The sequence below is a fragment of the Prosthecobacter sp. genome (assembly GCF_044227185.1).
Classification (GTDB): Bacteria; Verrucomicrobiota; Verrucomicrobiia; order Verrucomicrobiales; family Verrucomicrobiaceae; genus Prosthecobacter.
This window is the reverse complement of record NZ_JBGAFO010000002.1, coordinates 191,949-209,654: the sequence shown is the minus strand read 5'-3', so window position 1 is coordinate 209,654 and position 17,706 is coordinate 191,949. Positions and strand designations below refer to the sequence as shown.

Below are 17,706 nucleotides of genomic sequence, written 5' to 3'. Positions count from 1 at the left end.
GCGTTTTTTTAGACTTGCCACGACACGGCCGTTCCGTGTTAACCTTCCGTTCATGAACTCGCGCCTGCTCCTTTTTTCCTGCCTCACGATTTCCGCGGCTGCGCTGGCCGAGACTGAAGAAGAGGCGAAAGAGGCGATGATCTCCGGGACACGGGCCAATCTGTCCGCATATGATGTCATCACTGCGCCCAAGGCTGACATTCCCGTCATGGTGAACGTCAAGCTGGGGGAGACGACTTCGAATTTCAAAGATGAAGTTTACGATGGCATCCGCATCACCGCTCCTGATGACGTGGAGGGGCGGGATTTAGTCTGGTATTTCAATGTGCCGGGAAACTGGTCCACCTGGTACATCGTTCCCGTGTCAGGAGATTTTGGCAGGGGCTTCCGCAACTTCATGCGTGCAGACAGGCTGTATGCGGGCCTGGACAAGCCGCAGGAAAAGAATCGCATGCGCGTGCTCCAGTCGCTCGACAGCAGCTACTTCAAGCCCGGCGGCGAATACATCCTGTGGTTTAGGCGGGAGAAGTCCGCTGACGATGCCGCGTCGGATATGCGCGCTGTCTTTCGCTTCGTCGCCAGGCCCAAGGCGGACAAGGAGTGGAATCGCGAAAGCGTTGAAAAAGCCCTCAAACTTAAAAATGCCACGCCAGCCGACCAAGTCGCGGATTGGAACTCCCGCGGCGGGCGCATCCTGCTCGACACCGCGCTCTTCGATCCCGCAGACGCCAGCAGCCGCATCCGTGACGTGCTCTTCAGCATCCGGCAGACGACCTATCACAGCGGAGGCGTTTATGTCTCGGTGGAGTCTTCCTGCAAGCCCTGCAAGCGCACCCCCACCCTCGCCGCCATTGTCGAGAAATACGGCCCGGCGGATTTCGTGCAGACGAGCACTGAACTGCGCAAGGTGGATCAGCAGGCCGGGAATAACGGCCGCAAAGAAGAGCCGAGCCCCGTCACCACTCATTACTACGACTACTTCGCCTTTGAGGTCGTCGATGCTGATGCGGATGGAAAAGTGCGGGAGGTGAAAACTCACTCCACTGATTTTTCCCAGCTCAAGCCGCCGGCCAAAGGCGGGTTTTTTGCAACGATGCCGATGCGGAGTGTCACCGTACTTTATCAGGACGGCAAGGAAGTGGGACGCTTTTACTACTTCATGCAGGGCAGTCTGGAACCTCTTTGCATCCAGGAGCCGCCGGTCGGAAAATATACCAACGACAATGTGACTCTCGAATATCAAGGCGGTGGCATCTGGGTGAAGCAGGCGATGGAGAATGGCAGGCTGTCATACCGGGCGCCTTATGCCGGGCACCGGCTGAACGGCCTGGCCGAAGGATTTTACCCAGATGGCAAACTCCAGTTCAAAGTGCCATACAAAGACGGGGAGCTGCACGGTGAGGGCTTTCAATACTCCGAAGATGGCAAAGTCATCGACCGGCGGCGCTTCATCGAAGGACGGCAGGTGGGAGACGACGAAAAAAACGCTCCCCGCAAAGGCCCCGTCAAAGCAGCCGAGCCCAAATCAAAACCCAAGCCTCTCTGACGCCCGCCGCGTTCAGCCCCTGCGATCCATAGGTGCCCCTCATGCATCGTTTTCTTGCCTTGTTCGTCACACTTGTTTCCTGTGCCCACATGCCCGCCCCAGTGACGCTGCCTGCCGAAATCACCGCAGCGCTTCCTCCGGACTGCCGCCAGGTGCTCCTCGTCACCGTAGCAGATCAGCACACCTCCGCCGCGGAGCTCACGCTGCTTGAGCTCACCCCCTCCCATACGTGGAGCACTGTCGGCAACGCCATTCCCGCCCGCATCGGTCGCAATGGCATGGCCTGGGGCCACGGTGAGTTTTCGCTCCACGCTCCTCCGGGCTGGCGCGTCAAAAAAGAAGGAGACGGCTGCGCTCCCGCGGGCGTCTTTCGCATCGTCCAGGCCTTCGGCGACGGACCTCAGCCGTCCGGCATCCGGCTGCCCTGGCTGCACTGCACCACGCACCACTGGGGCATCGATGATGTCCGCTCACGACACTACAATCAGATTGTCGATGATCGCGTCACCCCCTCAGACTGGACCGGCCCCGAAACCATGGTGCCCGCCGTCGGCTGCTACAAGCTCGGGGCCGTCATCGCCCACAATCCACGCAACACCCCGGGCCTCGGCTCCTGCATCTTCATGCACGTCTGGCAGGGCAGGGAAGTCCCCACCGCCGGCTGCACCGCGATGTCCGAGCCGGATTTGCGCAACGTTCTCGCTTGGCTGGACCCCCACGCATATCCATGTCTTGTGCAGCTCGTTCAGAAGCCCTGACGAATCACCTCCGCTCAATCACATCGCTGCTCTTGAACCGCACCTTCGGCAGTCCTGCATACCGGTCATCCGCATGGCGGTAGCCTGCAGGGCACAGCACCGCCGTGGTAAATCCCTGCGCCTCCAGTCCCAGCACCTCGTCATACTTCTCCGGCACAAAACCTTCCATCGGGCAGGTGTCCACACCCAGCAGCGCCGCCGCCGCCATGAACTGCCCCAGCGCAATGTACGCCTGCATCTTCGCCCATTCCGGCGTCATGTAGCCCTGCGCCAGAGTGCCCGTCAGCATCTTGCGGAAGCCCGCCAGTGAATCCGGCGTACCTCCCCGCACCTCGGCGATCCGCATCAAATTGGCGTCGATCTCCGCCTCAGACATCGTGCGTCGTGTGGCCATCACCACCAGGTGGGAGCAGTCCACCACCTGCCGCTGCCGCCACGAATGCCCGACCAGCTCCTCACGCAGCGCCTGGTCCTGGATGATCAGAAACTTCCATGGCTGCAGGCCATAGCTCGACGGCGTCAGCACCAGCGACTCTTCCAGCGCCGCCCAGACATCGTCAGGAATCTTCTTCTTCGAATCAAAAACCTTCGTGGCATAGCGCCAGTTCAGCGCGGTGAGCAGTTCAGCAGGAGTCATGGAGTTGCCCGACTATGAGGGGCAGGCTGCAGCTTTAAAGTTCAAAGTTCACGGATCACTCCAGCTCCGGCGGCACGTTCCCATACGTCCACGGCACCCCCTTGCCAGCCCCGCCAAACGGCAGCGCCTTCGCCGGCTCCGGCTTCGGTTCCGCAGTCATCTGGTTTGCCAGCTCCACCCCCTTCTTCGCCATCTGCGTTCCTGCCGTGACCTCCAGGTTGGAGTAAGCCGTCAGCCTCGTCTCATAGCCGCCCCCATGCGGCCCGAAGGCCTCCTCGGTCGGCACATAGCCCACGATCCCGTTCGAAAGCTCGCACGGAAAGGTGAAGGCATGCTGGCTGCCTTTTTTGATGTCCAGTCCATACTGCACAAAGTACTCCGCAGGATCCGAAACAAAGCACACCGGCCCCACTTTGATACACTGCACCTCGCAGTCCACCACCGGTGTCACCCTGTTCAGGTGGTCCAGCATCAAAATCTCCTTCGCAAACAGAAACTCCGTCGGGTCTCCCGGCGCCTTCGCCTTGCTGGCGATCTCCAAACTCTTTTGAACCCGCTGCGCCGATGGTGGCCGCCGCTTGATCTTCAAAACCTCCTGCCGTGTGTCGATCGGCGCCACCGTGAACCGTGGCATGGACAGCAGCACGCGGATCGCCTCCGCACCCACACGTCCGCCCACCAGCCGGCTCCAGTCCTCGCCCTTCGGGTTCTCATACGGGCTCAGGTTGTCCACTTGCGTGATGTCGCCGCAGGCCCCTTGCAGAAAGACCACCGGCGCATGCGTGTCCATCCCGCCCTGAATCGTTTTTTCCAGGTATTGAATCCAGTTTGCCGAAATGCCGCCCGGATTGGTGGTGGCATGGCACGCGTAGTTCACCACCACGCCCACCAGCTTCCCCTGCAGGTCCCAGGCTCCGATCACTCCCACCTGCGGGTCGATCGGCCCCGCGTATTCAATGATGTCAGGATTGCCCGAACGCGGGTGGCTCCACGTCTGGCCGTTCTTCATCCGCAGCCGCCGGTTGAAGGCCACCTTGTCTTCATGGCCAAAACCGCAGCCCAGTTGCACCGGCACTTTGTTTTGCTGCGCCGCCACCACTCCGGTCACGATCTCATGCGTCAGCCGCAGCAGGTAGCCGGGGTCCGCGCAGGAGGACTCCTCATACGCCAGCTTCTTCACCAGGTCGGAGGCCGTGTCATATTCCCCCGGCATCACCATGCCCACCGGCCCGGAGCTGTGCGAGTGCGAGGCGCAGATCAGCACCGCGTCCCCCTTGATCCCCGTGGCTTTTTCAATCTGCGCCCGCGCGTCCAGCACCACCTGCCGCGGCACCACCAGCGAATCCAGCCCCACCGTCACAGCCGTCTTTTTCCCGTCGTCAAACAGCGCCACCCGCACCTTGCAGGCATCGTGAAAGCTCCGGTGGTAGCTCTTCCCGTAGCCGCCCGGCTGCTCCATGCCGATCCCCGGCGTGATGTCCCGCTCCGCAAATCCCGCCTTGATGCTGGAGGTCGGGGCAGGGGCCGGGGCGGCGGGAGTCAGCGTGGTCAGAACGGCAAAAAGGAGGGGCAAATGAAAGCGCATGGAGGAAGTACGTTCCGGCCGGCACCCTTCCATGATAAAAAACTTACATTACAGGTTGGTGTGGATATTGCATATTTGTCCCGCTTCGAACTATTGTAGAAGCTCCGATTCCCTACTGATTCGTGCATGCCGCCTATTACATCGCCAAAGGCCAGAAGACCCTCGGTCCCTGCTCCAAGGACGATCTGCGCAATTTCCTCGCCTACGGCTCCATTCGCGACAGCGACCTGGTGAAGCGCGAGGATGAGGAGCAGTGGCGCCCCGTTTCCTCCCTCCTCGAGCTCCATGCCGAAGGCCAGGTCGTTGCTGACGGCCTCACCGTCCTCCCCACCCGCCGCCGCGTGGCCCGCTACCGCGACTACAACCGCGTGCCTTACAATCAGCGCGGTGGCGCCGTGCTCCGGCGCATGATTTTCGGCTTCCTCGTTTTCCCGCCCCTGCTCTGGTGGGCCGCCGTGGCCTTGTACTCAGACCACATCTTTCGCCAGAAGAAGGACGAAAACGGCTATCTTATGGTATGGGGCCGCTGGGTGGAGATCCTCGTCACCGTCATGATCATCGTGAACGCCTTCGCCTGGTGGATGGCCGTCACCTACGCCTCCTGGATTCTCGGCCCCGGCCTTCTCGAACTGAAGAAAGGCATGGGAGAAGCCGTGGACGTGGTCAAAGGCCTCATCAATGACATGTCCGGAAAGTAGTTTTACGCACCCACGCCCTTCGCCGGCGCGTCTGGCAATGACTGGCTTGCCATTTGGTGTGCAGGATTTGGCATCCTAAGGCGGCGCTGACACCTGCTCTGGCTGCATCGCGTTGGTTCTCGCATGAAAGCCAGCCACTCACTTTCGCTGCTCGCCACCGCCCTCTTCGCCCTCACGGCGCACGCCGCTCCCACAGACATTCCGGCCGCCTCCAGGCAGATCGATGCTCTCCTCGCCAAAAGCTGGCAGAAGCACCACATCCAGCCCCATGCCCTGGTGGATGACGCCACCTTCCTGCGCCGCGTGTATCTCACCGTCGTCGGCCGCATCCCCTCCCTCGATGAAGCCCGTGCCTTCCACGCCTCCCAGATGCCGGACAAGCGCGCCAAGCTCATCGACACCCTCCTCGCCAGCGAAGGCTACGTGCAGAATTTCTTCAACTACTGGGCCGATGTGCTCCGCGCGCAAAGCCAGGGCGTCGCCGGCAGCACCACCTCGCAGAATTACCTGAACTACATCCGCGCCGCCCTGCGCGAAAACAAGCCCTGGGATCAGATGGCCCGTGAGCTCGTCTCCAGCGAAGGCTCCTGCTTCGACACCGGCGCCATCGGTTACTACATGCGCGACCGCGGCATGCCGTTGGACAATCTCTCCAACACCACCCGCATCTTCCTCGGCACCCGCATGGAGTGCGCCCAGTGCCACGACCACCCCTTCGACAAATGGACGCAGAAGCAGTTCTACGAGATGGCCGCCTTCACGCACAACATGAGCGCCACCAGCTACCGCTCCAAAAGCGCCGAAGAAGTGCAGAAAATGATCCGCACAGACAAGTCTCTCGACAGCGACACCCGCGATCTCATGCGCCAGGCGCTCAATGAGGCCATGCGCCCCCTGCGCGACACCCTCGTGGTGCAAAACAAGTCCCCGCTCCGTCTTCCCCACGACTACAAATACAAGGATGCCAAACCCAAGGATGTCGTCCAGGCCTCCGTCATGTTTGGCAAGCCCGTCGCGCTGCAGAAGGACTCAAACACCATCGGCGAGTTCGGCCAGTGGCTCACCTCGGCTGAAAATCCCCGCTTCACCACCATCATCGCCAACCGCCTCTGGCAGCGCGTCTTTGGCGCCGGCCTCTATGAGCAGGTGGATGAAATGATGGACAGCAGTGTGCCCTCCAATCCCGAGCTCATGCATTTCCTGGAGCGCCAGATGGTCGCTCTGAAATACGACATGAAGGCTTATCTCCGCCTCCTGCTGAACACCCAGGCCTTCTCCCGTGCCAGCATCAAGGAGGTCTCTCCCGGCACCCCATGCTATTTCGAGGGCCCCGTCTTCCACCGCATGCGCTCTGAGCAGGTGTGGGACTCGCTCGTCACCCTCGTCAGCCCGGACCCCGACCAGCCCAACTGGAGCAGCCGCGAGCGCGAACGCCGCGACCTGGAAAACCGCCACCACCTCGCCGGACTTCTCGACAAGACCGAAGCCCCCCTCCTGTTTGAGGCCGCCAAAGAAGTCGCCGCCGCCATGCGCGAGCAGAACAAGGAGTTCGACCAGCTCCGCAAAGAGCTCGATGAAGCCCGTGCCAAGGAGGACAAGGTCAAGGCCCGCGAGATTCAGCGCCGCCTCGGTGAAAGCCAGCGCATCCTTCGCGAGCAGGTCTCCAAATGCTTCTACGAGGCCGCGAAAAAGTCCGGTAATCAGGAGATCCAGAAAGAGCTCGCCACCGTCAGCGGGGACGGCCCCATGGAGATGGCCATGATGAACCTCATGCAGGACAGCCGCGTGGACGCCAAGGACGCTCCGCTGAATCCCAGGATCCTCGCCACTCTCAAGAAGGACGAGGAAGTGCTCGGCATGAAGGACGCCAAAAGCATCAAAGGCTTCGAAAACTTCCAGCGCACCCTGCACCAGACCTGGAGTCGAGCCGCCGAGCTGCCCTCTCCCGCACCACGTGGCCACTTCCTCCGCGAGTTCGGCCAGAGCGACCGCGAGATCATCGAAAACGCCAGCGACGAAGCCAGCGTGCCCCAGGCCCTCACCATGATGAATGGCTCCCTGCTCACCCAGCTCACCAGCGCCTGGTCCGTCCTCAGCATCAATCTCCGCCAGGCCAAAACCAACGAAGACAAGATCGACACCCTCTTCCTCAGCCTCTACTCCCGCAAACCCACCGCGCAGGAGAAGGCCCACATGCTTCAGACCATCGAGAGCTACGCCTCCTCCAAGACCCTGTGGGAGGACATCACCCTCGCCGCTCTCAGCACCCAGCGCTTCATCTTCGTCGAATAACCATCTCCTGCACACCGCACACCCTCCAGCCCGCATCCCCATGAAAACGCCCCACAACGATCTCTCCCGCCGCGCTGTCATGACCCGCATGGCCCAGTCCTGCCTCGGCGTCGGTCTGCTGCCCTCCATGGAGCATCTTTTCTCCAGCAAGGCCTTTGCCGTCGGTGAAGGCAGCGCCACCGCGAAGCAGGCCGCCACGGCGCGCAATGTGATCTTCCTCTACATGACCGGCGGCCAGAGCCACCTCGACACCTGGGATCCCAAGCCGGACAACAAGGAAGTCGCAGGCCCGGTGAAGGCCATCAAAACCAGCGCCGACGGCGTGCAGGTCAGCGAATACCTCCCGCGTATGGCGAAGCAGATGCACCACGCCTGCGTGATCAATTCCATGGCCACCAACACCGCCGCGCATGAGCAGGCAAACTACTTCATGCACACCAGCTTTGGCCTGCGCAGCACCATCAAGCACCCCGGCATGGGCGCCTGGCTCAGCGTCTTCCAGGGCCCTGGCAATCCTGCCCTGCCGCCCTACGTCTATGTCGGCAATGACAGCCGCCATCCCGGCGCCGGTTTCTTCGCCAAGCGTCACGGCCCCCTCATGGTGAACAATCCCGAGGCCGGCCTGCAAAACGTCACGCCGCAAAAAGGCGTCACCGATGAACGCTTCGGCATGCGCCGTGAACTCGCCCACGCTCTCGATGCCGAATTCCAGGGCAAATGGGACACCCGCGGCGTGAAAGCCTATTCAGACGTCTATGACGACGCCGTGAAACTCATGAAGAGCGAAGACCTCGTCGCCTTTGATCTCACCAAAGAACCCGAAGCCATGCGCCAGGCCTACGGCAAGGACACCTTCGGCCAGGGCTGCCTCCTCGCGCGCCGCCTCGTCGAGCACGGAGTGCGCTTCATCGAGGTGAGCCTCGGAAGCTGGGACACTCACGTGGCCAATTTCGTCAACGTGCCCCAGCTCTGCACCACGCTCGACACCGCCCTCGCCGCTCTCATCACCGATCTCGAGCAGCGCGGCATGCTGGACTCCACCATGATCGTCGTCACCTCCGAGTTCGGCCGCACCCCGAAGATCAATCAAAACCAGGGCCGCGACCACTACCCCGTCTTCTCCTCCGTCATCATCGGCGGCGGCATCAAAGGCGGCATCAAATACGGCTCCACCACCGCGGACGGCTCCGCCATCGCCACGGACAAAGTCGGCCCGCCCGACCTCAATGCCACCATCGGCTACGCCCTCGGCCTTCCCCTGGACCAGGTCATCTACTCCCCCAGCAAGCGCCCCTTCACCGTGGCGGACAAAGGCCAGCCCCTCACGCACTTGTTCGCCTGAGGGATCTCTGCTCCCGAAAACAAAAACGCCCGGCAGCTCGCGCCGCCGGGCGGTGATCATTTGGTGCTCTACGCTTACGCGTTCTTGTTCTTTTTCCGGCCCTTCATCGCAGCCAGTGCTCCGCCCGCGGCCAGCACGGCCAGCGTCGAAATCGCCAGCGGCTTCAGGTTCGTCGGCGGGTTCATGTCCGCGGCGCTGTAGTGCCAGCCCTGGCGGTACGCCGCACGGCTGAGGAGCTTGTTCGCTTCCGCGTTGTCAGACTCCTGCTTGGCGCTGTCCCAGTTGATGACCTTGCCCGGATTGGCGATCGCCAGATTTCCAAACAGGCAGAACTTCGTCAGCGGCACCGAGTAGTCAAAGTTGCTGCCGCAGATCTTGTCCTGCTCGATCGCGCGGATCAGTTCCAGTTGAGGCTCCCCTTCAGCAATGGAAGGCTCCAGTTTCATTTCAGGTGACTTGCCGCCCAGGAAGTCGGCCATCTTCGTGTTTGGGATCAGGCGCGGGCTGCCGCAGTAGTCGTCGGTGTTCAGGATCACCCCGGCGTCGCCGCGCAGCAGGAAGCCGCCTCTGATCTTGTCCCAGTCACGGTCGGCTTCCAGTTCCGCCGGACGCTCCGGCTTCAGGCTGCCTTCATACCAGTGCAGCTTGACCTCGCCGTACTTGGGCGTCTTGAAATAGAAGATCACATGAGACGACTTCGGCCAGCTCACGTCCGTCAGTTCCGTGCACTCCGCTTCCATCTTGTAGGGTTCACCCAGGTCGCAGGCCCAGAAGGGGCCGTCCAGAAGGTGGCATCCCATGTCCCCCATCGCGCCCGCGCCGTATTCGCGGTGGCCGCGCCAGGCAAAGGGGTGCAGCCCTTCGGTGAAAGGCACGGACGGGCACGCCGCCAGCCAGTTCTCCCAGTTGAAAAGATCTTCGTTGGTGTCGGTGGTCACCTCCTTGCCGTCCGGCCCCTTGGTCTTCTGCTTCATCTTCGGCACCGTCCCATGCACATACTTGGCCTTCGCGTCATTGCCCTGCGGCCAGATGGGCCGGTTCGTCCACACATGGATTTCCTTCACGTTCCCCACGATTCCCTCGCTCACCCACTGCTTCAGGAAGCGGATGCCCTTGCCCGTGTGGCCCTGGTTGCCCATGTTCGTCTTCACTCCCATCTTCCTGGCCGCTTCATGGAGCTGGTTCGCCTCCCAGATGCGGTTCACCAGCGGCTTCTGCACGCACACATGCTTGCCCCGCTTGATGGCCTCCATCGCCGCCGGGTAGTGCGCGTGGTCGGGTGTGGACACCGTGCACATGTCAATCTTGTCCCCCATCGCATCAAACATCTCGCGGAAGCTCTCAAACATCTTCGCGCCCGGGTACTTCTGCTGCGCCTGCTTCAGGCGCTCACGGTCCACGTCGCAGATCGCCACGATGTTCGCCCCCTTGGCCGAGATCCCCACGTCGGAGGCTCCCTTGCCGCCCGCGCCACCGATGCCCGCCACGTTGATTTTCTTCACGCCACCCTCCTGCCCGAGCAGCAGGTTGGGAACAAAGATCCCGCCGGCGGTCACGGCGGTGTTGCGGAGAAACGTACGGCGGTTGGGGAAGAGCGATGGCTTCATGGAGTGGGTGGATTGGGGCTGCGAAGATAGCGGATTGCCTCAGAACTACGCAATGGGAATGTCGCCTCTGGAGAAAATCGCGCCCTCTCCGTGCAGAAACACCTCCAGGGGCATTCTTTCTGCTTGGCGGCAGGCCTGTTCATCCCCTAAAAGGCGCCATGGACTTTGCGAAAATTGCTTCCGACCTCTCCGGTTTTGTCTGGGGCCTCCCCCTCATCGCGTTGCTTTTCGGCACGCACTTGTTTCTCACGCTGCGCACCGGCTTCATCCAGCGCTTCCTGCCCCGGGCCATCAAGATCTCCTTCTCGCGTGAAAAAGAAGGCGCGGGAGACGTCTCGCAGTTTGGCGCATTGATGACAGCGCTCGCCGCCACCATCGGCACCGGAAACATTGTCGGCGTCGCCGGCGCCATCACCACCGGCGGCCCCGGCGCCGTGCTCTGGATGTGGCTCACCGGTGTCTTTGGCATCGCCACAAAGTATTCGGAAGCCGTGCTCGCCGTGAAATACCGCATCACCATGCCGGACGGCAGCATGGCCGGGGGGCCCATGTATGCGCTGGAGCGCGGACTGAAGCAGAAGTGGCTCGGCGTCATCTTTGCCGTCTTCACCTGCATCGCCGCCTTTGGCATCGGCAACATGACCCAGGCCAACAGCATCGTCGAACTCCTGCGCGAACACATCAAACCAGAGTCGGATGTCGTACTGCGCTGGGTCGCCGGCAGCGTCATGGCCGTCCTCACCGCCGCCGTCGTGCTCGGCGGGGTGAAGAGCATCGCCAAAGTCTGCGAATTTCTCGTCCCCATCATGGCCGTCGGCTACGTCTTCGGCTGCCTCCTCGTCCTCATCAAAAACTACGCCCTCATGCCGCAGGCCTTTTCCGACATCTGGAACGGCGCCTGGAGCGGTCAGGCGGCCGTCGGCGGCTTTGTCGGCGCTACCTTGAAGCAGGTGGCCCAGGCGGGCATCGCCCGCGGCCTCTTCTCAAATGAGTCCGGCCTTGGCTCCGCCCCCATCGTGGCCGCCGCCGCGCAGACCCGCAATCCCGTCCGCCAGGCGCTCGTCAGCAGCACCGCCACCTTCTGGGACACCGTCGTCGTCTGCCTCATGACCGGCCTCGTCATTGTCAGCAGCGGCCACTGGAAAGAGGGGCTGCCAAAGGGCGCCCTCACCAGCGCCGCGTTCGGAGATCTGCACACCGTCGGGCCCATCTTCCTCCTCTTCGGACTCATGACTTTTGTCCTCTCCACCATCCTCGGCTGGGGCTACTACGGGGAAAAGGCGGCCGAGTACCTTTTCGGCACCCGCTCCGTGAAGCCCTACCGCATCCTCTGGGTGCTCGCCGTGCTCTTCGGCTCCGTGCAGCCCGCCCAGGCCGTCTGGGACTTCGCGGACGCCGCCAACGGCCTCATGGCCCTCCCAAATCTCATCTGCCTCATCTGCCTCAGCGGCGTGGTCGTCGCCGAAACCCGGGCCCATCGAGACGAGCTCACCGGCCGCCCCTGAAAAAGTCTGCCGTCCCGCTTGCAAGAACGGCCGCATCCTCTATTCTCTCCGCCCGCCACTCACTGCCTCATGGTGTAATGGTAACACAGCAGATTCTGAATCTGTTATTCAAGGTTCGAATCCTTGTGAGGCAACCACCTCGTTTTTCACCATGACAGCTGCTGAGGTCATCGCCGAAATTGAAGGCTTGCCGCCGGAGGAGCGCGAGCTGGTTTTTCTCCGGGTTCATGAAATTGAGGAGGCCTCGGTTCCTGACTCCTTTTTGCAAGGCATGGAAGAAGCGATGCGTGGTGAACTGTTGGACATTAAAGACGACCATTTCCAGCTTCCGCCGGTGAAATGACCTATCGCTATCTAGCCACGCCGCAGTTTTGGCGCTCATATGCCAGACTGAGCGAAAACCAGAAGGCGTCCGCCACACGGACTTACGGCATTTTCAAAGAAAACCCATTCGATCCGCGCCTCAGGACGCACAAGATTGCCAGCCTCTCCTCCCGCTTTGGCCGCACGATCTATTCTGTTTGGATCGAACCTGACTTGAGGGCCGTGTTTTACCTTGATGGTTCCGACTGCATCAGCGTGGACATTGGAACACACGCCATTTATCGATGAAATGGTCGTCACCCTGAAGCGATTTTAACTTCGAGCGGAAAGAATAGCGGCACGCCCGCCCGGAGGGGAGCGTGCCACATGCGCTAAACAACCCGGCAGGGCAGGGGCGAAACCAATAATCAGCCCTTCGCCTGCGTCGCCGCCAGAATCGCGGAGTCCAGCCGCGCCAGACGGTGCGTGCTCGACGCCGTTTCGATGCCCTCCAGGGCCCGGTAGGTCTTGCCCACCTTCTTCACCAGACCGCAGTTGGTCAGCTTCAGAATCTTCTCATACGAGCGCAGCCGCAGCATCTCCTCCCCGCCGCTCACCGCATTTTTCAGCTTCAGTCCTTCAAACACTTTCGCAAACAGGGCTTTGAACTCAAAAGTCTCCCCGGAGGACAAAACGCTCACCAGTTCATCGGTGACGTGATCAACTACCCGGCGGGAGAAAGGTGCTTTTTTAGTGGCGGCTTTTGTGGTGACCATCTTTCCCTGTACCACACGAATGACGTCCTGTCTCAGAAACCCTTCGCAAATGTCACTTTTCTGCATTCTGGCATCCTCTCACGCCGCCAGAAGCGTTTCTTTCCCGGACCGGCTCAGTTTTTTGAAAGAAATTTCCGCTCTTAAGGCCGCGGACTGGTTCTTCTGCGGCCATGATTTCACCACGCTCACCGGCCCGCGGCCCCGCGTGTATCTCGCCCCTTTGCCCGCATTGTGCAGGGCCACCCGCCGCTCCAGATCATTCGTGATCCCGCAGTACAGCGTCCCGTCCTTGCACCGCAGCACGTACAGCACCCACTTTTTTTTCGCGGGCCTGGCTTTGGCGGCGGCTCTCTTCTTTTTCTTCGGCACGGCGCATCATAGCCGCGCCGTGCCGCTGCGAAATCAAAACAGCTCGCTGATCGTCGTTCCTTCCGTCAGCGCGATCGGACGGTCGTCCGCGGAGCGGTAGCTGATCTCCCGGTAGTCATATCCCAGCGCCGAGTAGATGCTGGCATGAATGTCCGCCGGCGTCACGGGCCGGTCCTTCGGGTAGGCCCCGGTGGCGTCTGAACTGCCGATCACCTGCCCGCCGCGCACTCCGCCGCCGGCCAGCAGCACGCTGTAGCAGCCCGGCCAGTGGTCGCGCCCCGCGTCGTTGTTGATCTTCGGCGTGCGTCCAAATTCTCCCATCCACACCACCAGCGTGCTTTCCAGCAGGCCGCGTTCCTCCAGGTCGTCCAGCAGCGCTGCGTAGGCCTGCTCCATCGGCGGCACCAGCCGGTTCTTCAGCCCGTTGAAATTGTCCTTGTGCGTGTCCCAGGTGATGGACGGCCCGTTCACCGTCGTCACAAACCGCGTCCCCGCCTCCACCAGGCGCCGCGCCAGCAGGTGGGACTGCCCCCAGCTGTGCCGCCCGTAGCGTTCGCGCACCTTCGCTGGCTCCTTGCTCAGGTCAAAGGCCTCCGCCGCCTTGCCAGACTGCAGCATCGCCGTCGCCTGTTCGTTAAAGATGTCCATCTGCGCCACCTGCGTGGAGGCGATCGGCCGCGCCGCCGCGCTCATCTGGTTCAGCAGCGCCAGCCGCTCTTGAAAACGCGCCGGCGTCAGGCTCGCGTCCAGCCCCATGTTCCTCACGCGGAAGGCCGCGGCATTGGGATCATCATCCAGCACAAACGGGTCGTATCGAGTCCCCAGGCAGCCGCCAAACTGCCCCGGCGTCAGGTACACCTTGCTGTCGCAATGCGGAAACGGTGTGATCACATACGGTGGCACCCCTTTGCTGAAGCCATCCCGCTGCGCCAGCCAGCCCACCAGAGTCCCCACGCCCGGCAGATCCGTCGGGCTTGGCGTGATCAGCGTGCTGTCCACGCGATACGGCCTGCCCGTCGTCGCCCAGTGCATGCCGCCGTTGTGGCTGCTGTGCCCATGGTGCACGGAGCGGATCAGCGCCAGCTTGTCCATCCGCTTCGCCATCTGCGGCAGCAGCTCCGTCACATGAATCCCCGGCACGTTCGTGCGGATCGTTTTAAATTCCCCGCGAATCTCCACCGGCCCGTCCGGCTTCGGATCCCACAAATCAATGTGGCTCGGTGCTCCGCCGTTGAAGATCATGATCACCGACTTCGCCTTGCCCAGCCCGATGCTGCTGCTCTTGTTCACCGTCGCGCCCAAGGCTCCCAGTCGGCCTAGGCCCATCCCCAGCAACCCCATGCCACCGGCATGCAGCACGCTGCGACGCGAAACACGAATCTCTGGAACCTGAATGCCCATGATGAAACCTACGAGGCAGGACGGTGATTCTTGCGAATGCGAAGTAATTCACCCCGCTGTTGGCGTGAGACTCACGCCCGCCACTGCAGGTCCACCTTCACGCCATTCCACTCATGCTCCGCCAGGTGCGTATGCGTGGTGAAAGACCCGCCCGTGGCGCTGAGCCGCGCCATCGTCCAGCCTGTCGTGCTTTCCTTTGGATTCGCCACAAACGATGTCGCCGGTGTGTTCAGAATGTGGATGCCGCGATGCTCAAAGTAGTTCCGGTGATGGATATGCCCGTGAATGTAGGCCTTCACCTGCGGCCGCGCGGCCAGCACCTCCCACAGCGCCTCCGAGTCCTCCAGTCCGCCCGGAAAATGTTTTTCCTCGCCACCCAGACGTGGATTGTGGTGCGCAAAGATCAGCGCCGGCTTGTCCGCATGTGCATCCAGCACCTTCTCCAGCCAGTCGCGCTGCTCCTGCCCCAGCAGTCCCTGCGCCACCATTCTCGCCTTGAGCGAGTCCAGCAGAAAAAGGTTCGCCCTGGCCGTCTGCACCACGCCCACATGTTTGGCGGCCACCGCGGTGCTCGCAGGCTTCTCGCCCTTCAGCACTTCATAAAACACCTCACGATCATCGTGATTGCCCATCGTGAGATGCACAGGAATACCGGCCTCGCGCAGCGGCAGGATCAGTTTCGCAAAGTGCGTGTAATCGTCCGGCTGCCCGTTGTTCAGCGCCAGATCACCATTGATGATCACCGCCGCCGGTCGCTTCGGCAGACCCACCAGATAGGCCACTGTCTCGCGCAGATGCGTTGGAATCGATGCATTAGCCGGGTGCTTTCCTCCCACATGCGTGTCATTCAGAATCGCGATCAAATCCTCATCCACCTCCGCTGCTCCAGCTTCCTGCGACACCAGCGCAGTCGCAATGCCCATTTGTGCGATGAAGTGACGGCGTGAAGTGAGATGAATCGGCATGCTCTGCTATACGCACGGTTTCCTCGCCGTATTGCTTCCTCATGGACCGCCGCGACTTCATCAAGACCACCAGCGCCATTGCCGCTGTAGGACGGACATTCGTGTCCGCCGCCCCCGCCTCTTCACGCCAGCCCGAACTCATCAAAACTGAAAACGCAAAACCCGGCGCGAGCTTCCAGCTCACCCGCATGCGGCCGGACGGCTCCAAATCCTACCGCACCTCCCTCATCGAAGGCTACTGCTCCCGCCAGTCCGTCAAAGCCGGCGAAAAGCTGGAAATTTTCGTCAGCACCAAACCTGCCGCCAAGTTCACCATCGACCTCTTCCGCATGGGCTACTACGCAGGCGCAGGCTCCCGCCTGATGACCACCCTCGGCCCCTTCGAAGGCCGGGAGCAGCCCGTGCCCGAGATGGCAGACAAACGCCTCCGCGAATGCCAGTGGCAGTCCTCCACCACCCTCACCATCCCCGCCGACTGGCCCAGCGGCGTCTACATGGGACGCCTGAGCACCGTGCCCGAAGCTGCCGACAAACCCTACTGGCAGAGCTACCTCATCTTCATCGTCACAGACGACCGTCCCGCCGACATCCTTTTCCAGTGCAGCGACAACACCTGGCAGGCCTACAACCGCTGGCCCGTCAATGAATCCCTCTACACCGATCCCCGCGCCGCCCACGCCCCCGGCGTCAGCGTCAGCTTTGACCGCCCCTACGGCAAGTACGTGCAGATCTTCGACAACCCTCAGAGCATGGGCAGCGGCGAGTTTCTCCTCTGGGAATACCCCTTGTGCTACTGGCTCGAAAAAGAAGGCTACGACGTCACCTACTGCTCGAACGTTGACAACCTCAACTCCGCCAATCTCGCCCGCGCCAAAGCCATGATCAGCGTCGGTCACGACGAATACTGGGACATGCGCCAGTACAACAACGTCAAGGAGGCCATCGCCAATGGCCTCAGCGTCCTCTGGCTCTCCGCCAACGACGTTTATATGGTCACCCCCTTCACTCCAAACGCCGGCGGCGCCGCCAACCGCCGTCTCACCCGCGAGACCTGCTACGGCGAATTCCGCGAAGAAGAAAAAGAGGCCTACTCCAAAGTCCTCGGCCCCTTCGAAAACCCCGGTCCCGACGAGCGCGACATCATCGGCGCACGCACCACCGTCCCCTTCAACGGCGGCGGCGACTGGACCTGCGTGAAGCCCGACCACTGGCTCTTCGCGGGCACCGGCATGAAGCACGGAGACAGCATCCCCGGCCTCGTCGGCTGGGAATTCCACGGCGACCCCGACACCGCCCGCCCCGGCCTCGAAGTCATCGCCGCAGGCAACGTCTGGGCCGGCGGCACCCGCCTCGGCAAATACGCCGCCACCCTTTACGAAGGCCCGAAGAAAAACATCGTCTTCAACGCCACCACCATCTTCTGGTCCCAGGGCCTCAGCGATCCCCCCGGCCACATGATCCCCTGGAGCCACTACTCCCGCCCGCATGGCCCGGATGAACGGGTGCAGCGCATCACAAAAAACGCCATCGCAAGAGCACTCGGATGAGATGGCAAATCGCCAGCGCGCGAGCACTCGAGGTGGCCGCTTGGTCATTCGCACCCGTCTCTGCTCTCGCCGCGCATCACGCTGTCCGGTTGAAATTTGCATTTCTTCAACAGCATCAGTTTGCCATCGCCTATGTGAATGATGCCTGCCTCCGCTCGGAGCATCTTTGGAAACTGATGGAGCATCACTATGGCTGGTTCTGCTTCGCTGCGTTTCTGTTCCCTGCCATAGGCTGCTTCATTCAGCACCTAGGCCTTCGTTGGTGGTGGCGGCTGCTCATCGCATTCTTTGCTTCTATTCCGGCGCTGGCCTATGCCAGCATGGCTCTGCATCTCTTCGGAAAGGTCGTCACGCATGCCCCATGATAAACTTCAC

Annotated in this window: 17 protein-coding genes and 1 tRNA gene; 11 read left to right on the top strand and 7 right to left on the bottom strand. The window is 61.8% G+C overall.

Translation table 11 applies throughout. The annotated features are described in order from the left end of the window. Positions 1–52 precede the first annotated feature (52 nt). Both ACILSQ_RS05350 and ACILSQ_RS05345 read left to right on the top strand, forming a co-directional pair. A complete protein-coding gene (locus ACILSQ_RS05350) occupies positions 53–1,546 on the top strand; it encodes a toxin-antitoxin system YwqK family antitoxin (protein WP_395742553.1) in 1,494 nt (497 codons plus the stop codon). 41 nt (positions 1,547–1,587) lie between these two features. After that, the gene (locus ACILSQ_RS05345; RefSeq protein WP_395742552.1) at positions 1,588–2,304 is read left to right on the top strand and encodes a L,D-transpeptidase; all 717 of its coding nucleotides are present in this window, start codon (positions 1,588–1,590) and stop codon (positions 2,302–2,304) included. 4 nt (positions 2,305–2,308) lie between these two features. Here the strand turns inward: ACILSQ_RS05345 and ACILSQ_RS05340 are convergent, their stop codons facing one another. Beyond that, positions 2,309–2,941: an NAD(P)H-dependent oxidoreductase gene (locus ACILSQ_RS05340; RefSeq protein WP_395742551.1), complete on the bottom strand. Its 633-nt coding sequence runs from the start codon at positions 2,939–2,941 to the stop codon at positions 2,309–2,311. A 55-nt stretch (positions 2,942–2,996) separates the two neighbouring features. After that, positions 2,997–4,526 carry a hypothetical protein gene (locus tag ACILSQ_RS05335; RefSeq protein ID WP_395742550.1) on the bottom strand — a complete coding sequence of 510 codons (1,530 nt, stop codon included), beginning with the start codon at positions 4,524–4,526 and terminating at the stop codon, positions 2,997–2,999. Between the two features lie 122 nt (positions 4,527–4,648). Here ACILSQ_RS05335 and ACILSQ_RS05330 point away from each other — a divergent pair, with 122 nt between their 5' ends. The 3 genes from ACILSQ_RS05330 (at position 4,649) to ACILSQ_RS05320 (ending at position 8,858) form a co-directional block, all read left to right on the top strand. Continuing rightward, the gene (locus ACILSQ_RS05330) at positions 4,649–5,224 is read left to right on the top strand and encodes a DUF4339 domain-containing protein (protein ID WP_395742549.1); all 576 of its coding nucleotides are present in this window, start codon (positions 4,649–4,651) and stop codon (positions 5,222–5,224) included. A 123-nt stretch (positions 5,225–5,347) separates the two neighbouring features. Continuing rightward, on the top strand, positions 5,348–7,516 hold the full coding sequence (locus ACILSQ_RS05325) for a DUF1549 domain-containing protein (RefSeq protein ID WP_395742548.1): 2,169 nt from the start codon (positions 5,348–5,350) through the stop codon (positions 7,514–7,516). 40 nt (positions 7,517–7,556) lie between these two features. Beyond that, a complete protein-coding gene (locus ACILSQ_RS05320; protein ID WP_395742547.1) occupies positions 7,557–8,858 on the top strand; it encodes a DUF1501 domain-containing protein in 1,302 nt (433 codons plus the stop codon). A 74-nt stretch (positions 8,859–8,932) separates the two neighbouring features. Here the strand turns inward: ACILSQ_RS05320 and ACILSQ_RS05315 are convergent, their stop codons facing one another. Then, positions 8,933–10,465, bottom strand: coding sequence for a Gfo/Idh/MocA family protein (locus tag ACILSQ_RS05315; protein WP_395742546.1), 1,533 nt, complete (start codon positions 10,463–10,465; stop codon positions 8,933–8,935). Positions 10,466–10,623: 158 nt separating this feature from the next. Here ACILSQ_RS05315 and ACILSQ_RS05310 point away from each other — a divergent pair, with 158 nt between their 5' ends. The 4 genes from ACILSQ_RS05310 (at position 10,624) to ACILSQ_RS05295 (ending at position 12,582) form a co-directional block, all read left to right on the top strand. Beyond that, entirely contained in the window at positions 10,624–11,970 is a 1,347-nt protein-coding gene (locus tag ACILSQ_RS05310) for an alanine/glycine:cation symporter family protein (protein WP_395742545.1), read from the top strand. Between the two features lie 63 nt (positions 11,971–12,033). Continuing rightward, positions 12,034–12,107: transfer RNA gene (locus ACILSQ_RS05305), tRNA-Gln, on the top strand. A 14-nt stretch (positions 12,108–12,121) separates the two neighbouring features. Next, complete coding sequence (locus ACILSQ_RS05300; RefSeq protein ID WP_395742544.1) at positions 12,122–12,313, top strand: hypothetical protein; 192 nt, start codon at positions 12,122–12,124, stop codon at positions 12,311–12,313. Next, the gene (locus tag ACILSQ_RS05295) at positions 12,310–12,582 is read left to right on the top strand and encodes a hypothetical protein (RefSeq protein WP_395742543.1); all 273 of its coding nucleotides are present in this window, start codon (positions 12,310–12,312) and stop codon (positions 12,580–12,582) included. The genes ACILSQ_RS05300 and ACILSQ_RS05295 overlap by 4 nt, the downstream gene beginning before the upstream one ends. 119 nt (positions 12,583–12,701) lie before the next feature. Here the strand turns inward: ACILSQ_RS05295 and ACILSQ_RS05290 are convergent, their stop codons facing one another. The 4 genes from ACILSQ_RS05290 to ACILSQ_RS05275 all read right to left on the bottom strand — a co-directional run bounded on the left by ACILSQ_RS05290 (position 12,702) and on the right by ACILSQ_RS05275 (position 15,784). Beyond that, a complete protein-coding gene (locus tag ACILSQ_RS05290) occupies positions 12,702–13,049 on the bottom strand; it encodes a hypothetical protein (RefSeq protein WP_395742542.1) in 348 nt (115 codons plus the stop codon). 78 nt (positions 13,050–13,127) lie between these two features. After that, positions 13,128–13,418 (bottom strand): GIY-YIG nuclease family protein, encoded by a 291-nt coding sequence (locus tag ACILSQ_RS05285; protein ID WP_395742541.1) that lies wholly within the window; start codon positions 13,416–13,418, stop codon positions 13,128–13,130. A 33-nt stretch (positions 13,419–13,451) separates the two neighbouring features. Continuing rightward, positions 13,452–14,819, bottom strand: coding sequence for a DUF1501 domain-containing protein (locus ACILSQ_RS05280; RefSeq protein WP_395742540.1), 1,368 nt, complete (start codon positions 14,817–14,819; stop codon positions 13,452–13,454). A 71-nt stretch (positions 14,820–14,890) separates the two neighbouring features. Next, positions 14,891–15,784 carry a metallophosphoesterase gene (locus ACILSQ_RS05275; RefSeq protein WP_395742539.1) on the bottom strand — a complete coding sequence of 298 codons (894 nt, stop codon included), beginning with the start codon at positions 15,782–15,784 and terminating at the stop codon, positions 14,891–14,893. A gap of 41 nt (positions 15,785–15,825) precedes the next feature. Here ACILSQ_RS05275 and ACILSQ_RS05270 point away from each other — a divergent pair, with 41 nt between their 5' ends. Both ACILSQ_RS05270 and ACILSQ_RS05265 read left to right on the top strand, forming a co-directional pair. After that, the gene (locus ACILSQ_RS05270) at positions 15,826–17,331 is read left to right on the top strand and encodes a N,N-dimethylformamidase beta subunit family domain-containing protein (RefSeq protein WP_395742538.1); all 1,506 of its coding nucleotides are present in this window, start codon (positions 15,826–15,828) and stop codon (positions 17,329–17,331) included. Next, positions 17,328–17,696, top strand: a complete 369-nt coding sequence (locus ACILSQ_RS05265) for a hypothetical protein (protein ID WP_395742537.1) — start codon at positions 17,328–17,330, stop codon at positions 17,694–17,696. The genes ACILSQ_RS05270 and ACILSQ_RS05265 overlap by 4 nt, the downstream gene beginning before the upstream one ends. Positions 17,697–17,706 lie beyond the last annotated feature (10 nt).